We start from the raw sequence: 25,056 nt of genomic DNA, 5'->3' as shown, positions 1-25,056 counted from the left end.
ATGCCCTCTTTCATTTATTACGATTTTATTTTGTACCAGTAAATGCCGGTACTGTAGCATGCCCATCCTGACTAATATCTGACTGCTTAAATACTTTTACAACTGTTAAGTATATGATGTATAAATCTAGTATAAAACTTTGATGGTCAACATACCATACATCTAAATCAAATTTTTCTTCCCAACTGATGTTATTACGACCATTTACTTGTGCCCACCCAGTAATCCCAGGTCGAACTTCCATACGTCGTTTTTGATGTTCATTATATAATGGTAAATATTGCATCAGTAATGGACGAGGTCCGACTAAGCTAATATCACCTTTTAACACATTTAACAATTGAGGTAATTCATCGATACTGAGTTTACGTAATGTTTTACCGAAATCAGTTAAACGCTCTGCATCAGGTAATAATTCACCTTGTGTATCTCTCTCGTCAGTCATTGTACGAAATTTATAAATCTCAAATGGTTCACCGTTTTTACCAGGACGAGTTTGCTTAAATAATACGGGTGAACCAAGCTTTTTCTTAATCAGCACTGCAGAAGTTACGATAACAGGGCTAAGTAATACAAGTGCTGTCCCACTTACTGCGATATCAAATAGTCTTTTCATTTTCTATCTGCCTCTTTTCGAATTTCTTCATTAATGATATTGATTTGTTCTTTTTCTTTATCACTGATTGTATCAACTGGTTTTACACCACCGATGCCATTAGCAATGCCTATAACGCGTTTAGGAATATGGATTCGATCAACGATTACATCTCCCTCTTTTCCAATAATACCACCAGATACGATATGGATACCATTAAAATCCTTTTCACCTTTAATATCAGTAAAGAAATTAGAATTATAAGATTGATCTATGCCATTTAGTAGGTCATTTGAAATTCGTACGTCTAAACGTAATACATTGATATCTTTTAAATGTGCATTTTTAATAAATCCTTTAGAGAAATTGCCGATGCCTCCGTCGATTGCAAGCGCACCATTTTTAAGGTATGGAATATATGAATCATCAATTACTTCAACTGCAGAAACCATCGAGCATAATACATCTATAGATTCTTCGTTCCATGCTTTAATTTTTTTACTATATTTTGGTAACATTTGATTTATCATCGTTACAAAGTTATCGACCTTTTCTTTATTACGTCCGTGTAAGAAGACATTATAGTTACGTTCTGTTAAACGTATAGCAAGTTTAATACCTATATTTCCTGTACCAACAATTAATACATTTGAATTCTTATCTTTAATTGTTTTGTAGATTAAAATATCTGCCGCTTCCATAGCTAAATCGTTAGGCTTCATTTCACGTAAACGACTTATTTGTATATTCTCTTGTGCAATCGTAATAAAATCTATATCTTGTTTTCTTTCAACATCTACATAAATATATTTTGCAGTACCATCAAAGATTTGAATTACTTCTGTCGCTATCGCTGGATTAGCGATTGAGAAACTCATACATTTCTGACCATTAATATATTTATCAGGTAATCTAAGAAAATCGGAACGATGATTAGAAGTTGTCGCTAGAACAATTGAATCATAACTTTGCGTTTTAAACTCTTCTCTTAATTTTAAGAAATCCATAGGTCACCTCATCTTCTGTTTACAAACTGACTTTTATTTTTCCAAATTTCATGTTTTTCATCTATTTTTTTGCCCCAATTTTTCATATAGAAAATTTTTGCAAATACGAGCAAGATAAATAAGTAGCCTGAAATTCTAAGACGTGAACCTGTACCTAGATTATCATTTGTTATTCCAATAAATAAAAACCAGATTAAACTTTGTGTTAATAACATTTTATCGATATATTCTAATGATTTTCTATTTATATATATATAAAAGAAAATAATTGTCATAGGAATTGATTCTGTTAAGAATAATACAAGTGTACTAAAACCACGTACTTGGAATGGTAATGGTCCTAATGCATTACTGATAAGACTATAAACATAACTGAATAAAAAGAAAATGTAATTCGGTTGATCCAGTGAAATATTCAACTGACTTGCACCAGCATACAGTTCTTGTCCGTTTTTACGATAATTTAAGGCATCAGCTAAGCTTAAACCTACAAAAGGAATTTCAAAGTCTTTTAACACAGTATAGTAAATTCCAAGTAATACAAGAACAGTAATCACTACAATTCCAGTATTTGTAGATTTATTTTTGCGATTAAAGAAGATAAATAATCCTGCCGCACCTAAAAATGAGGCTGCTGCATAATCTCTATAACTAAATAATAGAAACATAGATAACAATATAGGTATTATTAATAAAACTTTTGCAATACTATTTGATTTTAGAAAAATAGCAAATAACCAAACCGTTAACAAGAAGAAATCAAATATCCAAATATCACGGATAATGGAAATGGTTGAAACATAGACGAAACTAATAAATAGTAACATCATCCCTAAAAACAAACTATAAAGATTCATTGCATGTCGACTACCAACTAATGTACGTATTAATAAATACGAAACAATCGCAAACAGTATAACACCTAAAAAGTTAAACATCTTTAAGTAAAATACATATTCTGTATTAAAGAGCTTTAAAACATAGCCTAATACAAGAACATGCACTGAAGTAAGAATGGCATTACCACCATTCTTAATTTCAAGTGCATTTTCTAAATAGAATACTCCATCATCACTACCACCTAAAATGGGGATAGCGAGACCATGGTATCCAGTAGCTAAGCTCACATAATACAAGGCGATGGTTATTAAAAACATTATTGTAATAAACGCTGTAAAAATTACAGCAGTTCGTATTTGACTTTTTTCCATTGCTTGTACTCCTACTCACTTATTTTGTTCGGTTATAATTAAAACTTCTTATTTGCTTCACCGATCACAAGTGCCTTAACATCATCATCAGACATTGACATTAATCGATCAATATCTGCCATTAACGCATCATAGTCTTTAGGTACTGCACGACCAACATAAATTTTTTCATGAACTTGATCTTCAGAAACCTCATTTTCATTCAATAATTCTTCATACATTTTTTCACCAGGTCTTAAACCAGTAAATTCAATCCCAATGTCTTCTATTGAATAGCCTGCAAGTTCAATTACATTTTTTGCTAAATCGACGATTTTAACTGGTTCTCCCATATCAAGTACAAACACTTCCCCACCATCAGCTAGTACTCCTGCCTGTATAACGAGTCTACTTGCTTCTGGAATCGTCATGAAATATCTTGTGATATCAGGATGTGTGACTGTTACAGGACCACCATTTTCAATTTGCTTTTTAAATAATGGAATTACTGATCCACGACTACCTAAAACATTACCAAAACGAACAGCAACAAATTTAGTTTCAGATCGTTTGTCTAAATTTTGTACAACCATTTCTGCCCAACGTTTCGTTGCACCCATGATATTTGGCGGATTAACTGCTTTATCAGTTGACACCATTACAAATGTTTTAACGCCAAATGCATCACTCGCTTCAGCAATATTTTTTGTGCCAAAAATATTATTTTTAATCGCTTCTTTAGGATTAGCTTCCATTAATGGTACATGTTTATGTGCTGCAGCATGGAAAACAATGTCTGGACGATATTTCTCAACAATTTTAAACATTCTGTCACGATCCTGAATATCGGCAATAACAGGTACAAAATTAATGTGTCCATCCTTAAAACGATTCTTCATTTCCATTGTGATGTTATATATACTATTCTCACCATGACCTACTAATAACACACGTTTCGGACCAAAGCTAGAAGCTTGTCTAACGATTTCAGAACCAATAGAGCCTCCAGCGCCAGTAATTAATATTGTTTTATTATTAATTTCATCTCGAATACCATCTGAATCTAATCTAACAGGATCTCGACCGAGTAAATCTTCTAAATCAATATTTTTAAGATGGGCAACTTCTTTTTTTCCTGTTAATACATCATCAATATTAGGCATTATTTGAACTTTAACGCCTGACTCAATACATATATCATAAAGTTCTTTTAATTTATATTGAGTCAACGATGGAATCGCTAGAATTACTTTATCAATATTATATTTATCGATCGAAGCACGTAAATCATTTCTAGAACCCATCACTTTAACACCGTTAATGACTTGCTTATATTTGTTAACATCATCATCTAAAAATACTACCGGCTTCATTTTCATAGAAGGTACATTTTCCATTTGGCGTGCGAGTGTTGTACCGCCTCGACCAGCACCAAATATTAATACACGTTCAAATTCTTCAGTATTCTCATTATTCTTTTTAAATACTCTAAAGAAAATACGAGTAGCACCAATAAAGACGATAAGGCATAACCAAATGATGATTACTGCACCAAAGATAATGTTGTTCGTTTCTCTCATTAAAGTTAAAACTAAATATGTTAATACTGTACCGACAAATACTGCTAATGTTACGGCATAAACAATAGATAATAATTCTTTAACACTTGCGTAAATCCATAATCTATTAAATAAATTAAATAAAAAGGCAAATAAGAGATAGGCTAATAATATCGATACAGCTGTTACTACAAAGTATATATTCGGCTCAGGAGTCGATCCTTTAATAATTAACCAGGCAAGAAATACTGAGCCAATTACTATTAAGGTATCGATTAAGACGAGTAGTAACGTTTTGAAATTCTTATGCATACAAAAAATCCTCTCTATAACTAATTATTGATAAACGTAATATTTATCTGTGTCATACTCGTCATTATTAAATACTATACCTAATAATTTAGAGTTTTCACTTACAGTTAATAAATCACGCGCTTCTTTAACATTGGATTTATTATTTTCTTGTTTATCAATAACTAATACCATGCCATCTACTTTTGCGGAAATAATTTGTGAATCAGTTACAGATAAAACTGGAGGACTGTCAAAGATTATTAAATCATAGTATGTGCATAATTCATCAAGCATTATGTCTAAATTTTTTGAGTTTAATAACTCAGAAGGATTTGGTGGGACAGGCCCAGCTGACATAATATCTAAGTTTTCTACTTCAGTTGGTTGAATAGTTTGTTTCAATGTGCTTTGTTCTGTGAGATATGTCGACAGACCAACAGCATTTTTTACTCCAAACGTATTATGAACAGTCGGTTTTCGCATATCTGCATCAATGAATAAAACCTTTGTATTATTTTGCGCAAATACACAGGCAAGATTTGCTGAAACTGTTGACTTACCCTCTTGTTGTACAGAAGATGTTACAAGTAACTTTTGTAATTGGCTACCTGGTGTCGAAAATGAAATGTTTGTTCGTAAAGTTCTGAATTGCTCTGACACAGGCGATTTAGGATCTTCTAAAGTGATTAATTTTCTAGCTTTTTCCGTTCTATTTTTTATCTTACTTTTACTTTTCTTGAACATAATAAAACTCCTTTGTCATTCAATGATTATTTGATATATGGAATGTTACCGATTACTGAAACGCCAATTTCACGTTCAACTTGCTCTGAAGTTTTAAGAGATACATCCATTAAAGCTTTAGTTAAAACATAGAATAGACTTAATAACAGACCTAAAGCTGCACCAATACCGATATTGATTAAAGGCGTAGGTTCAACTGGTTTTGCATTGCGGATAACACGTGCTTTAGAAGCAACTTTTAAGTTGTTTAAATCTAATGAGTTTTTTTCTACCATTGTCTTCGTAATTTCGTTTGCAATATCTACAGCACGTTTTTGTGAAGGGTTCTCAACTGTAATCGTTAATAATGTCGAGTTTTGAACAGCTGTTGCATCGATATCTTTTGCTAAATCTTCTGGTAATACATTAAGATTCAACTTATCTATTACCGGTAAAAGTGTGTCTGGTAATTTTGCGATACTTGCATATGTAGTAATAGATTGTAAGTTCGTTTGTAAATCTACAGCATCATTACTCTTGCTTGTACGCGTTTCTTGATTTACAAGTAAAGTAGCTTCTGACTTGTACACTGGTGTTAGTAAAAAATAAGAAATTGCTGCAGCGAGTAAAGCAAATAAAATCGTAACACCTAGAATAAATTTCCAACCTTTCTTTAATGCCTCAAAAATTTGAGTGAAATTCATGGTATCTTGCATTTTGTTACCTCCAAAAAGTTCTAATTAATTTTATAATCAATTTATTTTACCATAAGAAATTTATGTTTTTACTACATTTTAGAAATTTTGTTTATAAAATGTCTATTTCAAAATGAATTTACAAAAATTTTAAGTGATATTTACAAAAACTTTACAATAAGATATTCGTCGCTAACTATCCAAATTATTTTCAGTTGCATTAGCTACTAATCGATTTAAATATTTATGAGATACGATAAATACAATGATTGCCATTGTAAATTCAGAAATAAGTGTAGCAAATATAGCACCTTCCACTTTAAATATTGGAATTAATATAATATTTGCAATGAGGTTGATGATTGCAATTATCGCATTGATTCTCATCATTTTATAGACCATATGTTGCGTAGAAAGTATTGTGCCATTTACCGCAGTAGCAAATTTAAATAAAATCGCCAGACTCAATAGTTGAAGATAAAACACTGAATCTAAATATTTTTCTCCAGCTGTGAACAATATTAAGTACTTCGCTGTGAACCATATAAATACAATCCCTACTACACCAAGTAATAATAATATAATCGAGCTTCTTTTGTTAAACCTTTTTAGCTGTACTGGATCATGGGTTGCCCAGACATGTATTCGTGTATAAAAAATACGTCTAAATATTAAATCCGGAAACATAAATGCAAGTTGAATTATTGCAAATGCAGCATTGTATTCACCTACTGCTACTTTTCCAACTAAAAATGATAATAATAATACATTACTTTGATAATAAATAAAATAAAATATACCTATCAAACCGAAAGGATAAGTTTCTTTAAATGTTTCTAACACTGTAGCATCTTCAGGAATCTTGGCATCTTGTAATACAGGCACTTTTATTTCGCGAGTATATAACTTTCTAACAACACGCCAAAAAGGAAAAATAGCAAGTATAGATAGAATTACAATATACCATCCTAATGCAATAATATCTTTGAATGTTAATACTGCTAGTACGGCTGCAAAAAAGCGTACAAAGTATAATAAGAAGTTGCTTAATGAAACAGCTTTAAAGTTTTCTTCAATTTGGTTGATTGAATTGTTTATGGCATATATACCTTGCAAGAAAATATTCGGTACAATTAATAATAGAAAGTATTTTGTTTCAAAATCATACATTGGCGAGAATACAACTATTAAAAGTATTAACAAGGTGATCGTAAAGCTAATGGTAAATAATGAAATACATGCGTTCACATAACGATATGCTCTTCTACCTTCTACAGCGAAACTTTTAACAATAAAATCTGCTACACCAAAGCCAATTATCACTGATAATATATTAATAAAAGTTAGACCTATACCAAAGATACCGTAATCTTCCTTAGCAAGATTACGTGCAAGGAGAATGTTCATGAGTAACCCCATAATGGCACCCATACCAGTGCCTAAAAACATCCAAACAAAATTCATTTTTTTCATCTAGAAAAAACTCCAATCACGTGCATATTGATTAAGATATGCCTGTTCATAATCCTTCATTACAGAATCTAAAGTGAAAGATTCAACCTTTTCCTTACTTTTATCACCCATATTCTTACGTAGATTATCATCTTTTAATAATTTAACAAATGCATAAGTTAAACTTTCATCATTTCCTTTTTCTACGATATAACCATTTTCATTATCATCTACTAAATCTACTAAACCACGTGTATCAGTTACAACACATGGCAAACCTTGTGCCATACCCTCCATAATACTTTTAGGTAAGCCTTCACGATGACTTAATAATGTCATAACATCAGAAATTTGCAATAAGTTAGGAACATCCCTTCTGAACCCTAAGAAATGTACATCTTTTAAGTGATTGTTAGTTTTATACTGTTCATATAATTCCAGATTTGGGCCAATACCAGCAAATAATAATACAGCTTCTGGTACTGCTTCCTTGATATTATTCCAATTTTGTAAAATAAACATTTGATTTTTATTGTCATTCATTTCAGCAACACAAATAATCACTTTGTCTGATGAAGACAAACCTAATTCAGTTCTCAAATTTAATTTCTCTTCATCTGTTAATTGTGGGTGATCAATTTCAACCCCTACACCTTTAATATGTATTAAATTGTCATTTGAAAACCCTAATCGTTTAGCTGTAACAGTATCTTCATTATTAGTAGTAATTAATAAATCAGTTTTTGCAGCAGTCATTTTTTCTAATGGAAAATACAACAACCAGTTCATCAGCGGCGCATCTTTAAAGAAATGAAATCCATGAGCTGTATAGATTAATTTCCCTTTCATATGGGCCGGTTTTGCTAAACGCGTTAAGAATGCTGCTATAGGTGTATGAACATGAACAATATCAAAATCTTCACTTTTCATCGTTTCTTTTAATATTTGATAACTTTTTAAATTATCTGTAGATAGTGGATTACGATTTATCGGTACTTCAATCGTATGTACACCAATTTGATCTAGCTGTTCTTTATGACCGCCATAATCTTCATTCGCTATAGCATAAACTTCATAACCTTTATCCATTAACATTTTCATATACGGCGTATGGAACGCAGTAAAATGACGAAATACATTCGCTGAAAATAATACCTTTTTCATTTTAATCCCTCTTTTATTAATGTTTTATCAATATCGCTACGATTATTTGCCCTTAATTTTTCTGTAGATAGGTAAAACGATACTAAATAATTTAATCGTATTTTTAATACCTATACCACTTATCAATAAATTTATACGTTTCGTTAACTTAGTATATGCATATTGACGCAAATAATCATGAGATTTTAATTCGGCTATTAATTGATTTCGCTCATTTCTATTTAATAGTGCACCATAGATGAAAGCAATAAAATATTTATTCGCTATATTGCACTTCAATTTAAATTCAGTGTTTTCATTCAATTTTATATCATGCTTTTCAAATAAATCATCAACGATTTTTGAAGCATATAGAGGATCAACAATATTTTTGTAACTCATCGTACCCGTAATTTGACCTGCTCGTTGTTGACGGTATTCTAATACCGCTTCATCAAAGTATGCAACTGACTTTGCTAAGGCAAATACAATCGGTGTCCACATCATATCTTCGTAATTCTTATTCCTAATAAAATAAAGTTCATTATCTTTAATAATTTTAGTTTTTACAAAAAATGGCCATGCATACCAACTAAACATCAATTCTTTATCTAAAATCATTTCTAAAACTTGCTTACCAGATAAACCTTTAAAATCTTCTGGCATAAATGGTCTTTTAACACGTTCATGTTTATTATCAAGCATATAAAAGTAATTATAATCAAATAGCACAATATCTGGATGATTATTTTGCTCAATAAAGCTAAAAATATCATCAAAAAATACTTTTGAATAAAAATCATCTGAGTCAAGCATTACAATGTATTCACCCTGTGCTGCGCGAATACCTGTATTTCTAGCAGCAGCTATTCCACCATTAGCCTGACTGATTATTTTAATATTTGAATGATTCTTTTTATAATCTTCTGCAATATGTAATGAATTGTCCGGAGAATCATCATTTACAATAATCATTTCATATAAATTAGGATCGACGTCCTGTTTAAGTATACTTTCTATACATTCAGGTAAGTATTGTTCAACATTATAAACTGGCATAATTATACTTAATTTCATAAAATGCTCCTTATGTATTCTTTATCACTTTTGCAGGTACACCTACAGCAATTACATTTGACTGAATATCTTTTACGACACTCGCACCACTACCTATAGTGACCCAATCTCCCACACTTATCGTGGGATTCACCACAGCTGAAGCACCGATTTGTGTTCCTTCACCAATTTTGACAGCACCTGTTAAAGTAGCATTTGGAGAAATATGAGCATAATTATTTACAACACAATCATGTTCAACGATTGCCCCACTGTTAATGATCACCTGTTTATTTATTTTTGCATCAGCATTGATTATTGCGCCTGGCATAACTAAAGTACCACTACCTATTTGGGCACTTTTAGAAATAATCGCAAGCGGAGAGAGTAACCGAGCAAACATTTCATCTGTTAAATTTTCTCTTTCAATAATTAATTTACGAACTTTATTATTTCCAATGCCGAAGAAAAGCAATGCGTTTGTTTCTTTTACCATTTCAGAGATGTGATGTGAGTTACCATATAACACACCATTCTTTTCAAATCTTTTCTCAAAAGCATCATCAGCGATACCTACTATTGTATAGCCCAAGTGAGTAGCTACTTCCGAAACAACCTTTTTATGTCCGCTATTTCCAATAATGATTAACTTCATTACTTTTGTTTCCTTTTGTGATTTTCATATACTGCTTTAATAAAAGGTATTAATTCAGCTTTATCAAATAATGTATGCCATTCAAAATGACTTAAGTCAGGTGTAACAAAAGCGAATTTTTCTAATGCGTCTCGATTTAAATTTGATAAATCACCATTTAATTTGTAAAAACGTGCATTATTTTCTTTCTCAAATTCATTCACCCATTCATAACTTGTCGTCACCACTTTTAAATTTAAAGCGCAATATTCAAGTAATTTCGTGGAAGTTTGTTTGTTAAATGGAAATACATCAGGAATATAATTCATACCATAGCGTGCTTTCGCTGCTGTTAAAGGTAGTTCTTCATATGGTACACGGCCAATGAAATGAACATTCGGCAACTCACCATAATCTTTTTCCAGATTCGGATCAGGTGTTCCGATTAAAATAATTGAAAGGTCACTATTTTTCTTAAACATTTCCAGCATCTTATTGAGTTCTCTTGATGGATCCATCGTACCTATGTATACAAAATCATATTCTTTTTCTACATCATTTTGCAGAAAGTATTGCTTGTTAATCCCCATATCTCTATATATAAATGGTTGATTATCTTTAAAATTAAAAACTTGATGCACCTTTCTATTTTGGAAAATACGACCATCAGGTTTTGCATTTAATAATTTTTTTAGGAAGTCTTTTATTTTAGCATTTTTTCCTACTGTTATCGTGTTATATTCATGAATCAAAGCTTGCTTGTTATTACGTTTACGGTCTAGTCCCATGACTTTCCAGACGATATCGTATTCTTCCGTAATTTGAGCAGCATCTTCTACAACATCAACCAAAAATTCTCCAGATTCATTTAAATAAGAAGCATAAGCACCGATTTCTGGCATATATGCTTTACCTTCATGTAAGATAGCTATTTTTATCACAAGTTAATCCTCCACACATTAGTTTTAAACTTAATTTATTATAGCATTATTTACATAGATATACATCAGAATTCCAATAAAATGGAACTTATGTTATATTGATAGACAAGATATAAAAGGAGGCATATTATGCACAAACAACTTAAAAATCTTTCTATTCTATTTTTGTCATCTACATTATTTCTTACTGCTTGTGGTGGGGATAACAAAGAAGAAAAAGCAATAGAAAAAGCTAAAAAGGAAGCACAAATCGCTAAAGACAAATTAAAAGAAAAAGAAGAAGAATTAAAAGCTGAAAAAGAGAAAAATAGCAAAAACACTTCTACCGAAGAAAAAACAAATGAAACTGTTACTACTGAAACGCCACAAAAAGAAACTAATGATGAACAAACACCGGAAGAAATAAAAACTTCAGTGGCAAATCGTGATGAAGCTATTCAAAATGCCGTATCAACGCGAAATAATGCATTACAAGCTGCTTTATCTGAAAGAAATGCAACATACCAAAAAGCTGATGCATTATTAAATAGTAGTTCTAATGCAGATGCAGTAAGACAACACGAAGGAATGCGTGCAGAAGCTGACCGTATTTATGAAAATAAAGTAATCGAAATCAATCGTAATTATTATGGTCAAGTGAATGAAGCATATCGCCAATTTAAAGGTCAAATGAATGAAGTAATTAACCAGAACTCATAAAAAAAAACAGAAACAGCGCTGCTGTTTCTGTTTTTTTATGGATTATAAATTTTGGATATTTCCATAGTTGTAGTATTTTACTTCCTTAAATTCATTAGGTACTACGTTTTTCGTATCAAAGATGACTTTATCTTTCATCGCTTTGAAATCTTCATCTTTTAATAATTTAAATTCAGAATGATCACTTAATACTAATACTAATGAACTGCCTTCTAATGCTTTATCGATATCTTTTTCAACCCAATCTAATTGCACATGTGGATCAAATGCAGATACTTCTAAATCTTTTTCAGCTTTAAGCATTTCATAGATGTCAAATGCTGGTGATTCACGAATATCATCAACATCACCTTTGTACGTTAAGCCGAAAACAGTAACTTTGTTACCACCAACTTTAGCTAGTGCTTTTTTAGCATATTCAACTACATATTCTGGCATAGAAACGTTAATATCACGTGATAATTTAATTAATTTAGCAACTTCAGGAGCCTCTGCAATGATAAAGTATGGATCTACTGCTAAACAGTGACCTCCAACGCCAGGACCAGGTGTATGTAAGTTTACACGTGGGTGTTTATTTGCCATAGAAATAACATCATGAACATTAATGTTTAATTTGTTACAAATCTTAGCTAATTCATTAGCTAATGCGATATTTACGTCGCGATAAGTATTTTCCATTAACTTAGACATTTCAGCAGTTTTAGCTTGTGTTTCAATCATTTCACCTTTTACAAAAATACCATATACTTTTTTACCAGCTTCCACACATGCAGGTGTGATACCACCGATAATACGGTTGTTGTATATTAATTCATGCATAATTTGTCCAGGTAATACACGTTCCGGACAGTGAACTAAATAAATATCTTCTCCAATAACAAAACCTTTTGATTCTAAATAAGGTTTTACAAAGTCATCCATTGTACGTGGTGCAATTGTAGATTCAACAATAACTGTATCACCTTTTTTAAGCAATGGTACGATACTTTCTACACCAGCCATTACGATCGAATTATCACAAGATTTGTGCTCGTCATCGTTATTTGGCGTTGGTACAGCAATAATATATACATCAGCTTCTTCAGGTTTAGTTGATGCTCTGAATTTACCACTCGCTATTACTTCATCTAAAGCTTCCTGAAGACCTGGTTCTTCGATATGAATTTGACCACTATTTAATTTATCAACTGCATCTTGTTTAATGTCTACTCCTAATACATCTACCCCATGTTTAGCGAACATAATAGAAGTAGGTAAACCTATGTAGCCTAATCCGATTGTTGTTAATTTCAAAATAAACACCTATCCTTTAGTTTACGCTTTGCGTATATTTTTCATATATTTACTTTTGAAAGAAGTTAAAAAGTTCTATGCGGTAAATATACTTTTCCAAATTTATGTTACATCATTATAGCTATAATTGCTACAATAATCTACTTATATTATTTGATATTATTTGATTTTAATGATTTAGAATTAACTAATGATATTTTTATGTTAAATTAATATGATCATTAAATGTAATAGATAATTTTAATATTATTGAAAAAATTTGACACCACTCTGACTGTGGTGTAAAATAACACTATGAAAACAGGAGGGATTTACATGAATTTACTAAGATTATTTTTAATATTTATGATTTTATTTTTGACAAATTTTTTTATTGAAAATGAACTTATCTTAGCAGATGAAATTAGTAAAGATGATTTAACTTTCAGAAAAGCAAATGGATTAACTATTGATAAATCTAAAATACTAAATATTAAAAATTCTAAAAATAATAATTCCCTTGGTATTGATTTATCTAATAATGAATATGATAAATTAAAATCATTGGAAATCTCTGAAAAGCATATTTCTAGTGATTTAAATAAATATTTTAATGAAAAGGAACTAGGTTCAATAATCATAGATCATAAAAATAATAATATAAAGGTAGGTATAATTGATAAAAATTCAAATAAAAATAAAATAGAATTGTTAAAACTAAAATACGGGAACAAATTACATTTTTATAGCATTAAAAATTCATATCAGGATTTAAAAAATGCGCAAATACAATTTAACAATGAATGGAAAATTAATAAATACAATATTGATTACACATATATTGATGAGAAAATCAATAAAGTGGTGATTGGGGTAAATAAAAACTCAATTTTATTATTTAATGAATTAAAAACTAGCAAGTATAACAATTTATATAAAGTTGAAATTTCTAAACATGAGAATCAAACTCATTCTTATCCTGATAGAAATGTTTTTACAAAACCTATAATGGCAGGTCAACAAATCAGAGAGTCTGGTTGTACTGCAGCTTATATGTATAAAAGAAATACATCATACTTTTTAATGACTGCTGGACATTGTACAAATTATGGTGATATTATAAAAATTGGAAATACTTATATTGGAAAAACTTCAGTTTCTAAATTTAAAACAGGATATAATAGTGATATTGCTGCTATTTCAATTGATCAATCATTAGCAAGTTCTTATTTATGGGGTACTACAAATGGCGTACAAAACAAAATGGCTGATATCCAAACATTAGATGAGGAATCAGCTATGTTAAAGGATAAACCGGGATCAATTGTTTGTAAATCTGGTGTTGGCTATATTAACAATACTCCTGTACTCGATGGAAAAGGAACAAAATGCGGTAATCTTATTACTAATACTTATGCAGTATCCTATAACAAATCAACTGAGGAAGTTATATATTATAATATGAGAAAGGCATCCTATTCATCAGTCGGAGGAGATAGTGGAGCACCTGTATTCAGTCCCTTTTCTGGAGAGAAAAAAACAATACTTGGTGTGAATTCTGGTGGCCCTATAGATAAAGTAAATGAAACCTATGGAATTTATAGTCATATTACAGAAATAATGAAGGATCTTTACTTTACTAATGATGATTTAATTATTAGTAAATAATTTTTAATAACCACAACCACTGATTGGTTGTGGTTATTTTTATTCTATAAATAATGTCCCCGCTTTAACCCATGACGCCGTAGTTGTTGGTTTGTGGTATAAAATCTCAATTTCATAAAATTGATTTGGTAATAGATGATACCCTTTACTTAAATCGACCACATCAATAACTTCTTCTTTATTATCATTCAAAATTTTAACACTAATATAATTTTTACCTTTTGGATTGCTATATTTGGAGAAAAGTAAACCTTCTTTTTTTCTCTTGATATCCACTTTGTACTTTAACTTTTGAGTATCCTTTAAATTTACTTTAGGTATTAACACGTACATTTCTTCATCTAAATCAAATTTCATATTTGTTTCATTTAATATTCCACCATGTGCAGCAATCGTTTGTAATATCTCATTACGTTCATGATCATATAAAGTGCCGCTACCATTATCTTCAAAAAAGTTCAGTATTGGCCAATACGTATTGATAAGATCTTTATGGAATAAATTATTCATTCTAATTTCATGTGGTAAATGAAGTAATAAATTTAATGTCTTTCTATCATTTAAATAATTAAAGAAATCCATAACTTTATCTGTCTCTTTTACTAATTGACTATGCCAATTCCCCATTCTTGAATCAATATGGATAATATCTAGTAGTTCAATAAAGTTATCCGTATGAATATTTGTTTGTGTTCTTTTTATATAGTCATTCGTCGCATCTACTACTTTATCATAACTTAAATCTTTTAATTGTTTATGATGGATATGTTCATATATATCTTGCATAGATAAATCTTTATTTAAGAACTCTTTTGGATAATCAAATTTTGCATTTGAAAATATAACACTTCTAAATTGTAATACATCATCCAATTCTTTTTCATATTTCTTTTCAAAAATCTCAGCAATGGGATGATTAAAAGTTGTACCTGTCCATTCGAACATATTTTTTGAATAGACTTGATCAACATCATTTACATTAAACTCAATGAATTCATGATTAATATTGATATTTTTTATTAATCTATTAACAATCATTTTGTCATTTTTATAAATTTGTCGTGCTCTTTTATCTTGAATACCATAGATATCTTTCATATACGTAAATGTACCTATTTTGTTACCTAATGCTTTGGATAGCGCTAAAGTACATTTCGAATCAATCCCACCTGTAATACCAACTAGTAATTTATTATCACGTTCATTTAAAGCAATATTTAAATTTTTAACATGCTTTTTCATCTCTGATAATATTTCTTGATATCGATGATGATTAAAGTTTGGATTTGGAAAAACCCTTTCCGTTTCATTTCCAATTGATAATTTTAGTGAAGGGACAAGCTTATATACATCTTCATATCTAGAATAATCTAATGCATTAATGCGTTGATATTTTTTCTTTTTATTGAATAAATCACCGATAAGTTTGTCGTGTGAAGATACAACCATTAAGTCCGATGTATAATAAGGAGATCTGAAACCAGCAGCATCTGAAAATAATTCTACCAAACCACCCTTAACTTTGATGATAACAAATGAGCCATTTAACATATTTACATAATGGCTTTTCGCTGATAACTTTTCATTAAAGATTCCTTTCAATATATGATATGTAGAATCATTAGGTTTCGTAATATCAATTGCATACCCTAATATATGTACCGCATCTTCATTATAAATATATGATTCGAAAGTTACATCTTCTGAAATATAAAGATGATAATCATTTGTTAAATTTACTTTAATCGGTACATTTTCATTATAAATTTCTTTATCCGTTATAATAAACGCTTTATGTAATTTAAAATTCTCCATTATTTTACTCCTTCCTATTAATCAGAAATGATTTCATGTATGATTCTAGTTAAGAATATTGGAAATTTATATTTCAAATTTTGATGTCCTTCATAATGTTGTAAATCTAATGCATATAATTTTTTTCTTTTAGTCAACATTGACATATACGGTCTTAAATGTTTTATATAATGCAAATCTTGATTCCCTGCATGTAAATAGAGTTTTGTTGATTCATTTAAATCAAGCATTTTTTCTTTAATATCTTTTTGAACCTTTTCAAAATCATCTTCACTTAAAAGAATATTATTTATAATCAGGTTTCTAGCTTTTTCATTTATTTCATTTAAATAGTCAAGTGGAAAATATTGAGGTGCACCTGCAATAATGTAACCTGCTTTTAATTCATTACCTATTAATATTGCACCAGTCCCCCCCTTAGAAGAACCTGCTATCATAGTATTCTCAATTAGAATATTATGTTTTTCCATAATTTCTCGAATTAGATTAACACAATCTTCCAAATAACTTGGCTCACTTTTAGTTCCATAATAATATGTTGGAATGTTTTCTACCTCATCCATAATATAAAGTTTATTACATTTTACGTTTAATAATGTTTTTATATAATTAAACTTAGCATTTTCTTGATAGGCTTCTCTACCACTAAAACCTGAAAGGACAACTATCAAATATGGAGAATTTTGTTCTGGAAGAAACATATATTTAATTTGATGTTGTTTGCCATCAAATTTACTTTCTTTTTCTTCTATTAATTTAGCAACACTCAATTGTTTTACTTTATTAAAAAACTTCATTTAATCATCCTTTGAAAAAAGAGCTAAAGAAATAAATGATTAAACTTATCTTTAGCTCTTAAATATATATTATCTAGCAATTAATATTTCCTCATTATTTATTTTCAATTTAATATGATTACTTGTTAAGTCTAGTTCATCAACCTTAATATCTTTCGACTTAATCAAAGTAACAGTTGAAGTTTCAGTACCATTATCTTTAAACTGCAAATGGTTGGTTAGATTAAATTTACTTGGACCTGTTGCATTAATTGCTTGTATTGGATCTTTATTTCCTTCTACTATTTCTGGTGCATTTCTATAATATGATTCGATAATAATTTTCTCATCATTTCTTGTTAATTCAAAAATATTTTCCGATAGTGACTTAACAGCCACTTCATGATGTAAATTATAGTTCTCTATAAAAGTATGATTATGATCAGAATTTCCTTCGTTAATAATAATAAACATTTCATAATCTTTTAAAAATAATATTGTTCGATATAATGAGGTGCCATCATTGAATCCTCTATTCCTACCCTTAACAATAAAATAATTTTTATGATCAAAGTATTTTTCTATCCAGATTTTCTGAGTATATTTATTATCTTTTTCTTTTTGATAGAACTTATTCTCAAGTTGTAAACTTGAATGTGCTCTAGGTGTAACAATATAACGTCTAATCGGACTTTTAGAGTAATCGAATTTCGCTCCATCTTCAATAAAATCAACACCATTGATACTAAAAGTAATACTTAAATCATCTGAGTGCTTATGTGTGATTGTACTATAGCCACATACAAAAGACATATAAATCTTGTTATTCAAATTTTGTTTTATTACCGCAATACCTGCTTCTTCGTCAACAAAGTTCATATAAATTGGTGTTCTTTCAGGTAAAGAAGTATGTCCTGAATCACCTATTGCTGGTAGTCTTCTATTTGGTTTTAGGAGGATGTTCATATAGTTATCTGCTGCTTCCATATGTTTAACAACATCGTTACCTAAAGTTTTATCATGTGCATTTAAATATTCTTCTATACCTACATACATTCTAAGTACCATATTATGATATTCAGGAGAGTTCTCTAAATGGCCACCTTTATAACTAAAACTTTGCCAAAATGTATCAACGACACGATAAAATCCTTTGTTAAATAATAATTCATCATTCATAACAAATCCGAGCATCATTAATCCTCTATCGACCATAATACCGTGATTATTCTTTCTATAATTAGCATCATCCATTAAATACTCAGCATGTTTATATAACAATTCAAAATATCTATCAGAGTTTACTTGAATCTTTTCCTTGTTTAAACTATATAATAAATGAATCAGAATTTGTGTTCTATTACCCACTGGATGATCATACCAAGTCATATCTGTACTCTTTCCACTTTCAACAAATGACATCCAAGATTCCGTAATTTCTTGTGCTTTAAGTAAGTATTTTTTTTCATCAAATTGATCATATGCTGCTAATAATTGTCCCACTATTCTTAAGCTTTGAAGATACAATTGATAACTTACATGATTTTTGTGATGGATATATGACCAATCAAATTTATCATCAAATTGAATCGGATCAAAACCCGGAAACGGAACAATTGTATTTTCTAATGCTAATTTGGCATATTTTAATGTTGATTTATTATATTTCGCTAATGGCAACACATCTTCTTTCTTTATGCTTCTAAAATGTTGTTGATTTTTTTGATGTGTTAATTCTGCTATAATTTTATTTTCTAATGAATCGATACGATTTAATATTTCTTTGTTATTACTAAACAATAAAATTCCTCCTTTAAGAAATAAAGTTATGAATCATTCTAATCGTTTGTTCTTTTGGTAGTGGATTGTGTCCTTCTTTCGGATGCTTATAGAAATAGAATTCAATATTAATATCTTGAATCCCTTTATATTTAGCAATGTTCTTCATAAAAGGATCAACATGACCTCTCATATCCGATATACATGCTCTATTTTGCATATATAAAATTTTTGGCGTATTTTTATATTTTGAGAAAGCTTGAGTCAGACTTAGTCTATACGCATATTTTTCTTTAATCTCATCTAAATTTAGATTGGGATATATCGTTTCTAACAATTTATTTACTGCAACTTCGTGATAATTTAATACATATGTTTGAGGATTATTCACTATTACTTTCGTTCCTTTTAACAATGTACCTAAGTAGATAGACATATAGCCCCCTGCAGAAGACCCATAAAAAGTAGTTTGTTCTTTTGAATAATTCATTGAATGAATAATTGCTTCTATTATAATAGCCATTTTTTCTAATCCAAATGAATCCATAGAACCTTGGCCCCAACCAATTTTCAATCCATTCCCATGAAGTGTTGGATCATCTATAAATAGACAACTAGCTCTAAAACTTCCTTTCCATGATGATCTTTGAAATAATGGTGGTTTTTTCTTACTTGGATCAATTGCTCCGTTACTAAAGCATATTAAATTTCCATATTTCTCATTAAACTTTAAATGAAAATAATATTTTTTGTTTTCTAATATCACGCAAAAATCATCATTAAAACCATCTTGAAATTTATAATTTTGCAATGCCTCGAAATTAATCTCTAACATTTATTTCACCCCTTATAATTTACCTCTTTTTTAAGCTGAGCAATTGTTTCATTTAATTCAATATCCTGAGGTCGTTTAATACCATCATACAAGCTATAAATATCTAAAAATCTTGTGATAGCCTGATGTCTTTCTTCCGGTTTAATTCTATCAAACCTAACCATGTACCAACCTTTAACGTAAAAATTAAATCTTTCTGTCATGTAAGCATCTAATAATTTATGCTTTTTTAGGAAAGGGATACGTTCCGTCTCTAATTTGTAATATTTATCAAAGAATTTTGCGCCAATTGTATTCGTAACAGACCCTGATACAGCTGCATAATACATATGAACATATACATTCATCGCTTCCACTTTATTTGAATAAAGCATCAACTCCTGGAAGAACATTGTATCTTGTCCAGCAGCCCCTTCAACCATCCTAATATTATTATTTTCAATAATTGATTTTTTAACAATTAATGCCTGAATACTTTGCGCTCTTAAACCAGAATCTTTCATAAACTGATGCGTATTTTCTATCAACAATTGATTTTGATTATATTTTTTTATCGTTTGTGCAAAGTTGAAATTAGAGCGGCGCACGTTATCTTCTTTCATTATATTACCTACTACTAAATCTAAACTAGAATCACTCATTAATCGTTCAAATAATTTAGCATATCCGTCACCCATCGCCTCATTATCTGGATCTAGATATGTTATGTAAGGTGACGTTGCAAGTTCAATACCTACGTTTCTAGGTCGTGATGCAGAGCCTGATCCTTGCTCAAACGCTTTATAAACAATATGATTTGGGTATCTTCTTCGGATACGATTAATGATTTTTATCGTTTCTTCGTCCGTACTACCATCATTTATAAATACAATTTCCATTTTATTGAAAATACTAGAACGTCTTAAACTTGCAAAGCATTTATCTTCTAGGTAAACGCCATTGTTATGAATAGGAACGATAACACTTAATTTTTTAGATGACTTTGGCACGCGTCTGTTATTTTCAATTTCTATGTCATCAGCTAAATAACCATTGGTTAAAGCCTCTTTTTCTTCAATGTTTTTTAAGCTTGATAATTTAAACATCGTTAGTGTCTCATCAGAGAATTGATTGATCAGGTTATGGACTTCGCCATTTCCTTTTTTAGTTACAAAATCAACTTCTACAAACTTAAATGGCGTTAACAAGTCCTCTAAATAATATTCTCCATAAACATTTTGTTTACTCATATATGTTATATAATCATATTCATTTAAATTAATTGTTGAGAGTTCTGATGCATTTACTAATGTTTTATCAACGTATAGCTGGCGTTCGAAATTTTCTTTTACCACTTCACTATCTTCTACGTTTACCACTAAAATTCGATTATGTTCTTCCAAAAGTGGTGTATCTAAAACAATATTTTCAATATAAGATAAACGATGATAAGTTGTATGTTCTCTAAATACATTACGTATTGCTTTACCTTGGAATTCACGTAAATCTAATTCATTATAATTATTTACAATCGGACTAACATCAGCATTATTATTAATCATAAAAACATTTGGGAACTGATTATTAACGCCTACACTATAGTTAGATAACAACAGGTTACCAAAGGCTTGTAATTCAAAAATACGATTCGCAAACATCGTTTCGCTGTATTTTACAGAATTTAAGTTAATCGCCCATCTATATAATTTATGTGTATTCATTAAATCTTCATGATTCATCGGATAAGTAAGGTATGGAATATATTTTGCAGGGAATAGATAACGATCTTTCTTAAGATTTAAGTTTCTATCAATAATTGTAAACTCTTTTTCTGCATGAATTAAACCGTCTAAAATCATGCTTGTCTCTTTATTACGCGTCGGATATTTTGTTAGCCAGCTTCCAGCAAATAAAACTTCATCTTTAACTTTTTTCGCATAATCTGAACGCGTTCCAATAGGGTTATGGTAATAAGGGTTAATTCCAAACTGAAGACTGTGGACATTAACATGACCACATAATTCAACATACGTCGGTACCATCTCACTTGCACTAGTAAATACTACATCACATAATTCAGCAACATCTTTAAATAAGTTGTAATTGACGGGATCTTCTTTAGAATAAAATACTGTCTTTATTTTTCTGTCCTTAAATTTTTTAATGATGTTATAAATATCTTGTCTCAATTCACTGTTCGGGCTAGCGCTACCTTCCCAGGACATATCAATGCCTCGCCAACTCGTTGCATACATAAAATAATCAACATCTAATGAAGAGACTTTGTCAATATCATTATGTGAAATATATATTAGATCAGAAACATCTTTAAATGAATTATACAAAAACTCATCACAGATAATCGCCACTTTTTTACCCGACTTTTTGAAATAAGTACTTGGTTGAACTTTTTTTAAATTCGGAAAATATGATTCGACTTCATTAAAGAAGTCAATTTTAGCTTTTTCATCAACTAATTTAAAATAATTATGGAAAGAATGATAATCAGAATCATTCAGTAAATGAAATTTTGCTAGATTATAATTCGTTTCCAGCATATCATAGTATGTTTTATATCTTTCAATTTTAGACATTTCTTCAAAATTAATATCTTCTACAGTTTGATCAGTTTCAATTGCTTTCTTATCATCATTTACCACAACTAACGTCTCCTCTTCCATATTTGTCTTTGGATTCTTCCTAATTTAGAATTAGATAAATTATTATAAAGTTCTTCTAAACGTGCTTTACGGTCTTCTGCTTTATAAATTTGCTCCGTCAAAGCAATATTTTCATTGATTAATTTTTGTATGATACTTCGCGAAGTTTCTCTCTCTTCATCAAATAAACCGAGAAGATTATTAATTAAACTTGAATTAGTATCTAGTATAGGTTTAGTAAATTCAATTGAAGTGATATCAAAGCCATGTAAATTTTGTGCTTTAGTATAATAATATTTATTTCTATGATGGAAACGAACTAAATCTATTGATGGAAAAGCTAATACAATCGTTATAGGTTCATCACTAAAGTCTATAAATTGACTGAATTGAGATTTTAAATCAGAATCTTTGTAACATACATCTGTAGTAAGATTTTTAGCTATCATCGGCTCGCTCATTTTCTTTGAATAATGAATATCATCTTCATAAACGAAACCTATGAATTGAGATTTTTTATAAAGTCCTAAAGTCATTCTACCTTCTACTTCAAGCGCTACACGAGCTGTAAAACTACCTGTATTAAAAAAGAGCTGATAATCACGTTTCGCATTTATCATTTTATTAATAGGTACAACTTCGAAATGATCTAAGTTTACTTTAACCGTCAAAGGATCGATACTCGTTAATAAAATTGACGAAATAATTTTAATCCATCCTCTAAGCTCGCCGTTTTGTTCAATCAATCCCCAAACTTGTTCATCTATTTTTTCTGTAGTTATTACTTTTACTACTTTCTGATTAAGTTCACTCAATACACCAATCGCTTCAGATTTATCATCTACTGCTGTTATTAATTCATCTTCATTTTCCTGACATAAAATATAGAATGACAAATCTCTCGTCGCATATAATTCTAAAAGATTCATTATTTATTCTCCTTATTAATTAATTCAATCAATGATTTAATATTATTATCCCAAACAAGATGTTTCGTTGTATAGTCGGAACAATTATTACAATAATGTTCATACTTTTCTGAATCTAATTTGAATGTCTGAATGTTTGTAATAATATCATCGATACTGGCTTTCTCTTTTGCATAACCAAGAAAATTATTGTTAATCATCTCTGAAGCTTCGTTACCTATATTTGTGATTACTGGAATTCCTAAGCTGATAGAGTCTATAATTTTCCCAGGTAAAATATTCATAAAAATATCATCTTCTATGAGTAAAGATAACGATAAATGCCTTGCTTTCATAAATTTTAAACATTCTAAACGTGGTAAAACGTCGTAAATCGTAACATGCTCTAAATTTAATTTGCGTACATTTTCTTTAAATTCATTTGCATGTAATCCATATACAATCGCATCAAATTTTATATTTAATTGATTCAATCGTTGTGCTATGGCTAAAAGTTCATCAGAATTTTGGGCAAATCCTAAATTACCAGAATAGAAAACTGTAAACTCTTCTACTTTTTTTGTTAATACTGAATTTAATTCTTCTTTATTTATACTGTTAGGTAAATATAGTAAAGGTTTATCTTTTCTTTTCATTCTTTTAAGAATATGATTTTTAAAACCTCGATGGTTATATATAATTTTTGCACTTTGATTATAAATATATCTTTCAAGATAATTAAGAACAGGCTTAAATAAATTAATCCATTTAATATTTAAAGCATAAATACTATCTGGCCATAAATCTCGGACATCTAAAATAATTTCAGCATCAATTTTCTTCCTAAGCGGTGCAATTGCAAGTGGCATAAATATATTTGGACTTGTAACAATAATACTTTCATAATGATTAGCGTTTTTATTAATGAACTTATACGTATGTAGCATAATCTCTATGTAATACATAATACGTTTAATATGAGATTTAGATTGTTTGTCTAATAACGTCTTAATTCTATAAATTTGACGCTTCTTATCATTGATATATGTATCATTCCAATATTCATCAGTCCTGTACATCGAAGCATTGGGATATGAAGGATCAGATGTCAGCACATCTGCTTCGATACCATTCTTATTTAATAATGTAAAAATATTTTTATACCGATTTGCGCCACTACCAATTTCAGGATAAAAATTTTGAGTAACCAATAAAACTCGACCCATAGAATAACTCCAATCATCTAAATAGTTAACGTGAAATTTTGTATATTTAATATATTGTTTATATTATACCAATTAATAAAAGATATTTATAACAATACATTAAAACATTAATTCAAAAATAATACCCGTAAATATAAACATTTACGG

21 protein-coding genes are annotated in these 25,056 nt (G+C 29.7%); 2 read left to right on the top strand and 19 right to left on the bottom strand.

Translation table 11 applies throughout. From position 1 onward, the window contains the following. Positions 1-25: 25 nt before the first annotated feature. The 11 genes from KFV12_RS04915 to KFV12_RS04865 all read right to left on the bottom strand — a co-directional run bounded on the left by KFV12_RS04915 (position 26) and on the right by KFV12_RS04865 (position 11,289). The gene (locus tag KFV12_RS04915) at positions 26-616 is read right to left on the bottom strand and encodes a sugar transferase (protein WP_099580641.1); all 591 of its coding nucleotides are present in this window, start codon (positions 614-616) and stop codon (positions 26-28) included. Beyond that, complete coding sequence (locus KFV12_RS04910; protein WP_111714442.1) at positions 613-1,602, bottom strand: NAD(P)-binding domain-containing protein; 990 nt, start codon at positions 1,600-1,602, stop codon at positions 613-615. The genes KFV12_RS04915 and KFV12_RS04910 overlap by 4 nt, the downstream gene beginning before the upstream one ends. Positions 1,603-1,610: 8 nt before the next feature. Further along, positions 1,611-2,813: a hypothetical protein gene (locus KFV12_RS04905; protein WP_254257442.1), complete on the bottom strand. Its 1,203-nt coding sequence runs from the start codon at positions 2,811-2,813 to the stop codon at positions 1,611-1,613. A 38-nt stretch (positions 2,814-2,851) separates the two neighbouring features. Further along, the gene (locus KFV12_RS04900; protein ID WP_254257441.1) at positions 2,852-4,663 is read right to left on the bottom strand and encodes a polysaccharide biosynthesis protein; all 1,812 of its coding nucleotides are present in this window, start codon (positions 4,661-4,663) and stop codon (positions 2,852-2,854) included. Positions 4,664-4,687: 24 nt separating this feature from the next. Further along, on the bottom strand, positions 4,688-5,389 hold the full coding sequence (locus tag KFV12_RS04895) for a CpsD/CapB family tyrosine-protein kinase (RefSeq protein ID WP_099580633.1): 702 nt from the start codon (positions 5,387-5,389) through the stop codon (positions 4,688-4,690). Positions 5,390-5,415: 26 nt separating this feature from the next. Then, positions 5,416-6,084: a YveK family protein gene (locus KFV12_RS04890; RefSeq protein WP_239242860.1), complete on the bottom strand. Its 669-nt coding sequence runs from the start codon at positions 6,082-6,084 to the stop codon at positions 5,416-5,418. Between the two features lie 171 nt (positions 6,085-6,255). Next, the gene (locus tag KFV12_RS04885; protein WP_254257440.1) at positions 6,256-7,536 is read right to left on the bottom strand and encodes an oligosaccharide flippase family protein; all 1,281 of its coding nucleotides are present in this window, start codon (positions 7,534-7,536) and stop codon (positions 6,256-6,258) included. Further along, entirely contained in the window at positions 7,537-8,679 is a 1,143-nt protein-coding gene (locus KFV12_RS04880; protein WP_254257439.1) for a glycosyltransferase family 4 protein, read from the bottom strand. Positions 8,680-8,721: 42 nt separating this feature from the next. After that, positions 8,722-9,735 carry a glycosyltransferase gene (locus KFV12_RS04875; protein ID WP_254257438.1) on the bottom strand — a complete coding sequence of 338 codons (1,014 nt, stop codon included), beginning with the start codon at positions 9,733-9,735 and terminating at the stop codon, positions 8,722-8,724. 10 nt (positions 9,736-9,745) lie between these two features. Next, complete coding sequence (locus KFV12_RS04870) at positions 9,746-10,369, bottom strand: acetyltransferase (RefSeq protein ID WP_240838176.1); 624 nt, start codon at positions 10,367-10,369, stop codon at positions 9,746-9,748. Beyond that, positions 10,369-11,289: a glycosyltransferase family protein gene (locus KFV12_RS04865; RefSeq protein ID WP_254257437.1), complete on the bottom strand. Its 921-nt coding sequence runs from the start codon at positions 11,287-11,289 to the stop codon at positions 10,369-10,371. The genes KFV12_RS04870 and KFV12_RS04865 overlap by 1 nt, the downstream gene beginning before the upstream one ends. 129 nt (positions 11,290-11,418) lie before the next feature. Between KFV12_RS04865 and KFV12_RS04860 the strand changes: the two genes are divergently transcribed. Next, complete coding sequence (locus tag KFV12_RS04860) at positions 11,419-11,988, top strand: hypothetical protein (RefSeq protein WP_254257436.1); 570 nt, start codon at positions 11,419-11,421, stop codon at positions 11,986-11,988. Between the two features lie 42 nt (positions 11,989-12,030). Here the strand turns inward: KFV12_RS04860 and KFV12_RS04855 are convergent, their stop codons facing one another. Beyond that, the gene (locus KFV12_RS04855; protein WP_254257435.1) at positions 12,031-13,284 is read right to left on the bottom strand and encodes a nucleotide sugar dehydrogenase; all 1,254 of its coding nucleotides are present in this window, start codon (positions 13,282-13,284) and stop codon (positions 12,031-12,033) included. A gap of 315 nt (positions 13,285-13,599) precedes the next feature. Here KFV12_RS04855 and KFV12_RS04850 point away from each other — a divergent pair, with 315 nt between their 5' ends. Further along, entirely contained in the window at positions 13,600-14,931 is a 1,332-nt protein-coding gene (locus KFV12_RS04850) for a trypsin-like serine protease (protein WP_254257434.1), read from the top strand. Positions 14,932-14,970: 39 nt separating this feature from the next. On the opposite strand, the gene KFV12_RS04845 is transcribed toward KFV12_RS04850, so the two are convergent. The 7 genes from KFV12_RS04845 to KFV12_RS04815 form a co-directional block, all read right to left on the bottom strand. Beyond that, positions 14,971-16,746, bottom strand: a complete 1,776-nt coding sequence (locus KFV12_RS04845) for a hypothetical protein (protein ID WP_254257433.1) — start codon at positions 16,744-16,746, stop codon at positions 14,971-14,973. A gap of 17 nt (positions 16,747-16,763) precedes the next feature. Beyond that, a complete protein-coding gene (locus KFV12_RS04840; RefSeq protein ID WP_111714431.1) occupies positions 16,764-17,543 on the bottom strand; it encodes an accessory Sec system protein Asp2 in 780 nt (259 codons plus the stop codon). Positions 17,544-17,612: 69 nt separating this feature from the next. After that, positions 17,613-19,322 carry a heparinase II/III domain-containing protein gene (locus tag KFV12_RS04835; protein WP_254257432.1) on the bottom strand — a complete coding sequence of 570 codons (1,710 nt, stop codon included), beginning with the start codon at positions 19,320-19,322 and terminating at the stop codon, positions 17,613-17,615. Positions 19,323-19,335: 13 nt separating this feature from the next. Beyond that, positions 19,336-20,136 (bottom strand): glycosyl transferase, encoded by an 801-nt coding sequence (locus KFV12_RS04830; RefSeq protein ID WP_254257431.1) that lies wholly within the window; start codon positions 20,134-20,136, stop codon positions 19,336-19,338. A gap of 5 nt (positions 20,137-20,141) precedes the next feature. Beyond that, a complete protein-coding gene (locus KFV12_RS04825) occupies positions 20,142-22,775 on the bottom strand; it encodes a glycosyltransferase (RefSeq protein ID WP_254257430.1) in 2,634 nt (877 codons plus the stop codon). 2 nt (positions 22,776-22,777) lie between these two features. Further along, complete coding sequence (locus KFV12_RS04820) at positions 22,778-23,704, bottom strand: hypothetical protein (protein ID WP_239242853.1); 927 nt, start codon at positions 23,702-23,704, stop codon at positions 22,778-22,780. Beyond that, positions 23,704-24,909: a glycosyltransferase family 4 protein gene (locus tag KFV12_RS04815; protein WP_254257429.1), complete on the bottom strand. Its 1,206-nt coding sequence runs from the start codon at positions 24,907-24,909 to the stop codon at positions 23,704-23,706. Before KFV12_RS04815 ends, KFV12_RS04820 begins: the two co-directional genes overlap by 1 nt. Between the last annotated feature and the right edge of the window lie 147 nt (positions 24,910-25,056).

The sequence above is a fragment of the Macrococcus epidermidis genome (assembly GCF_024205965.1).
Classification (GTDB): Bacteria; Bacillota; Bacilli; order Staphylococcales; family Staphylococcaceae; genus Macrococcoides; species Macrococcoides epidermidis.
The sequence above is the reverse complement of the archived record's forward strand: the minus strand, read 5'-3'. Positions and strand labels throughout refer to the sequence as shown.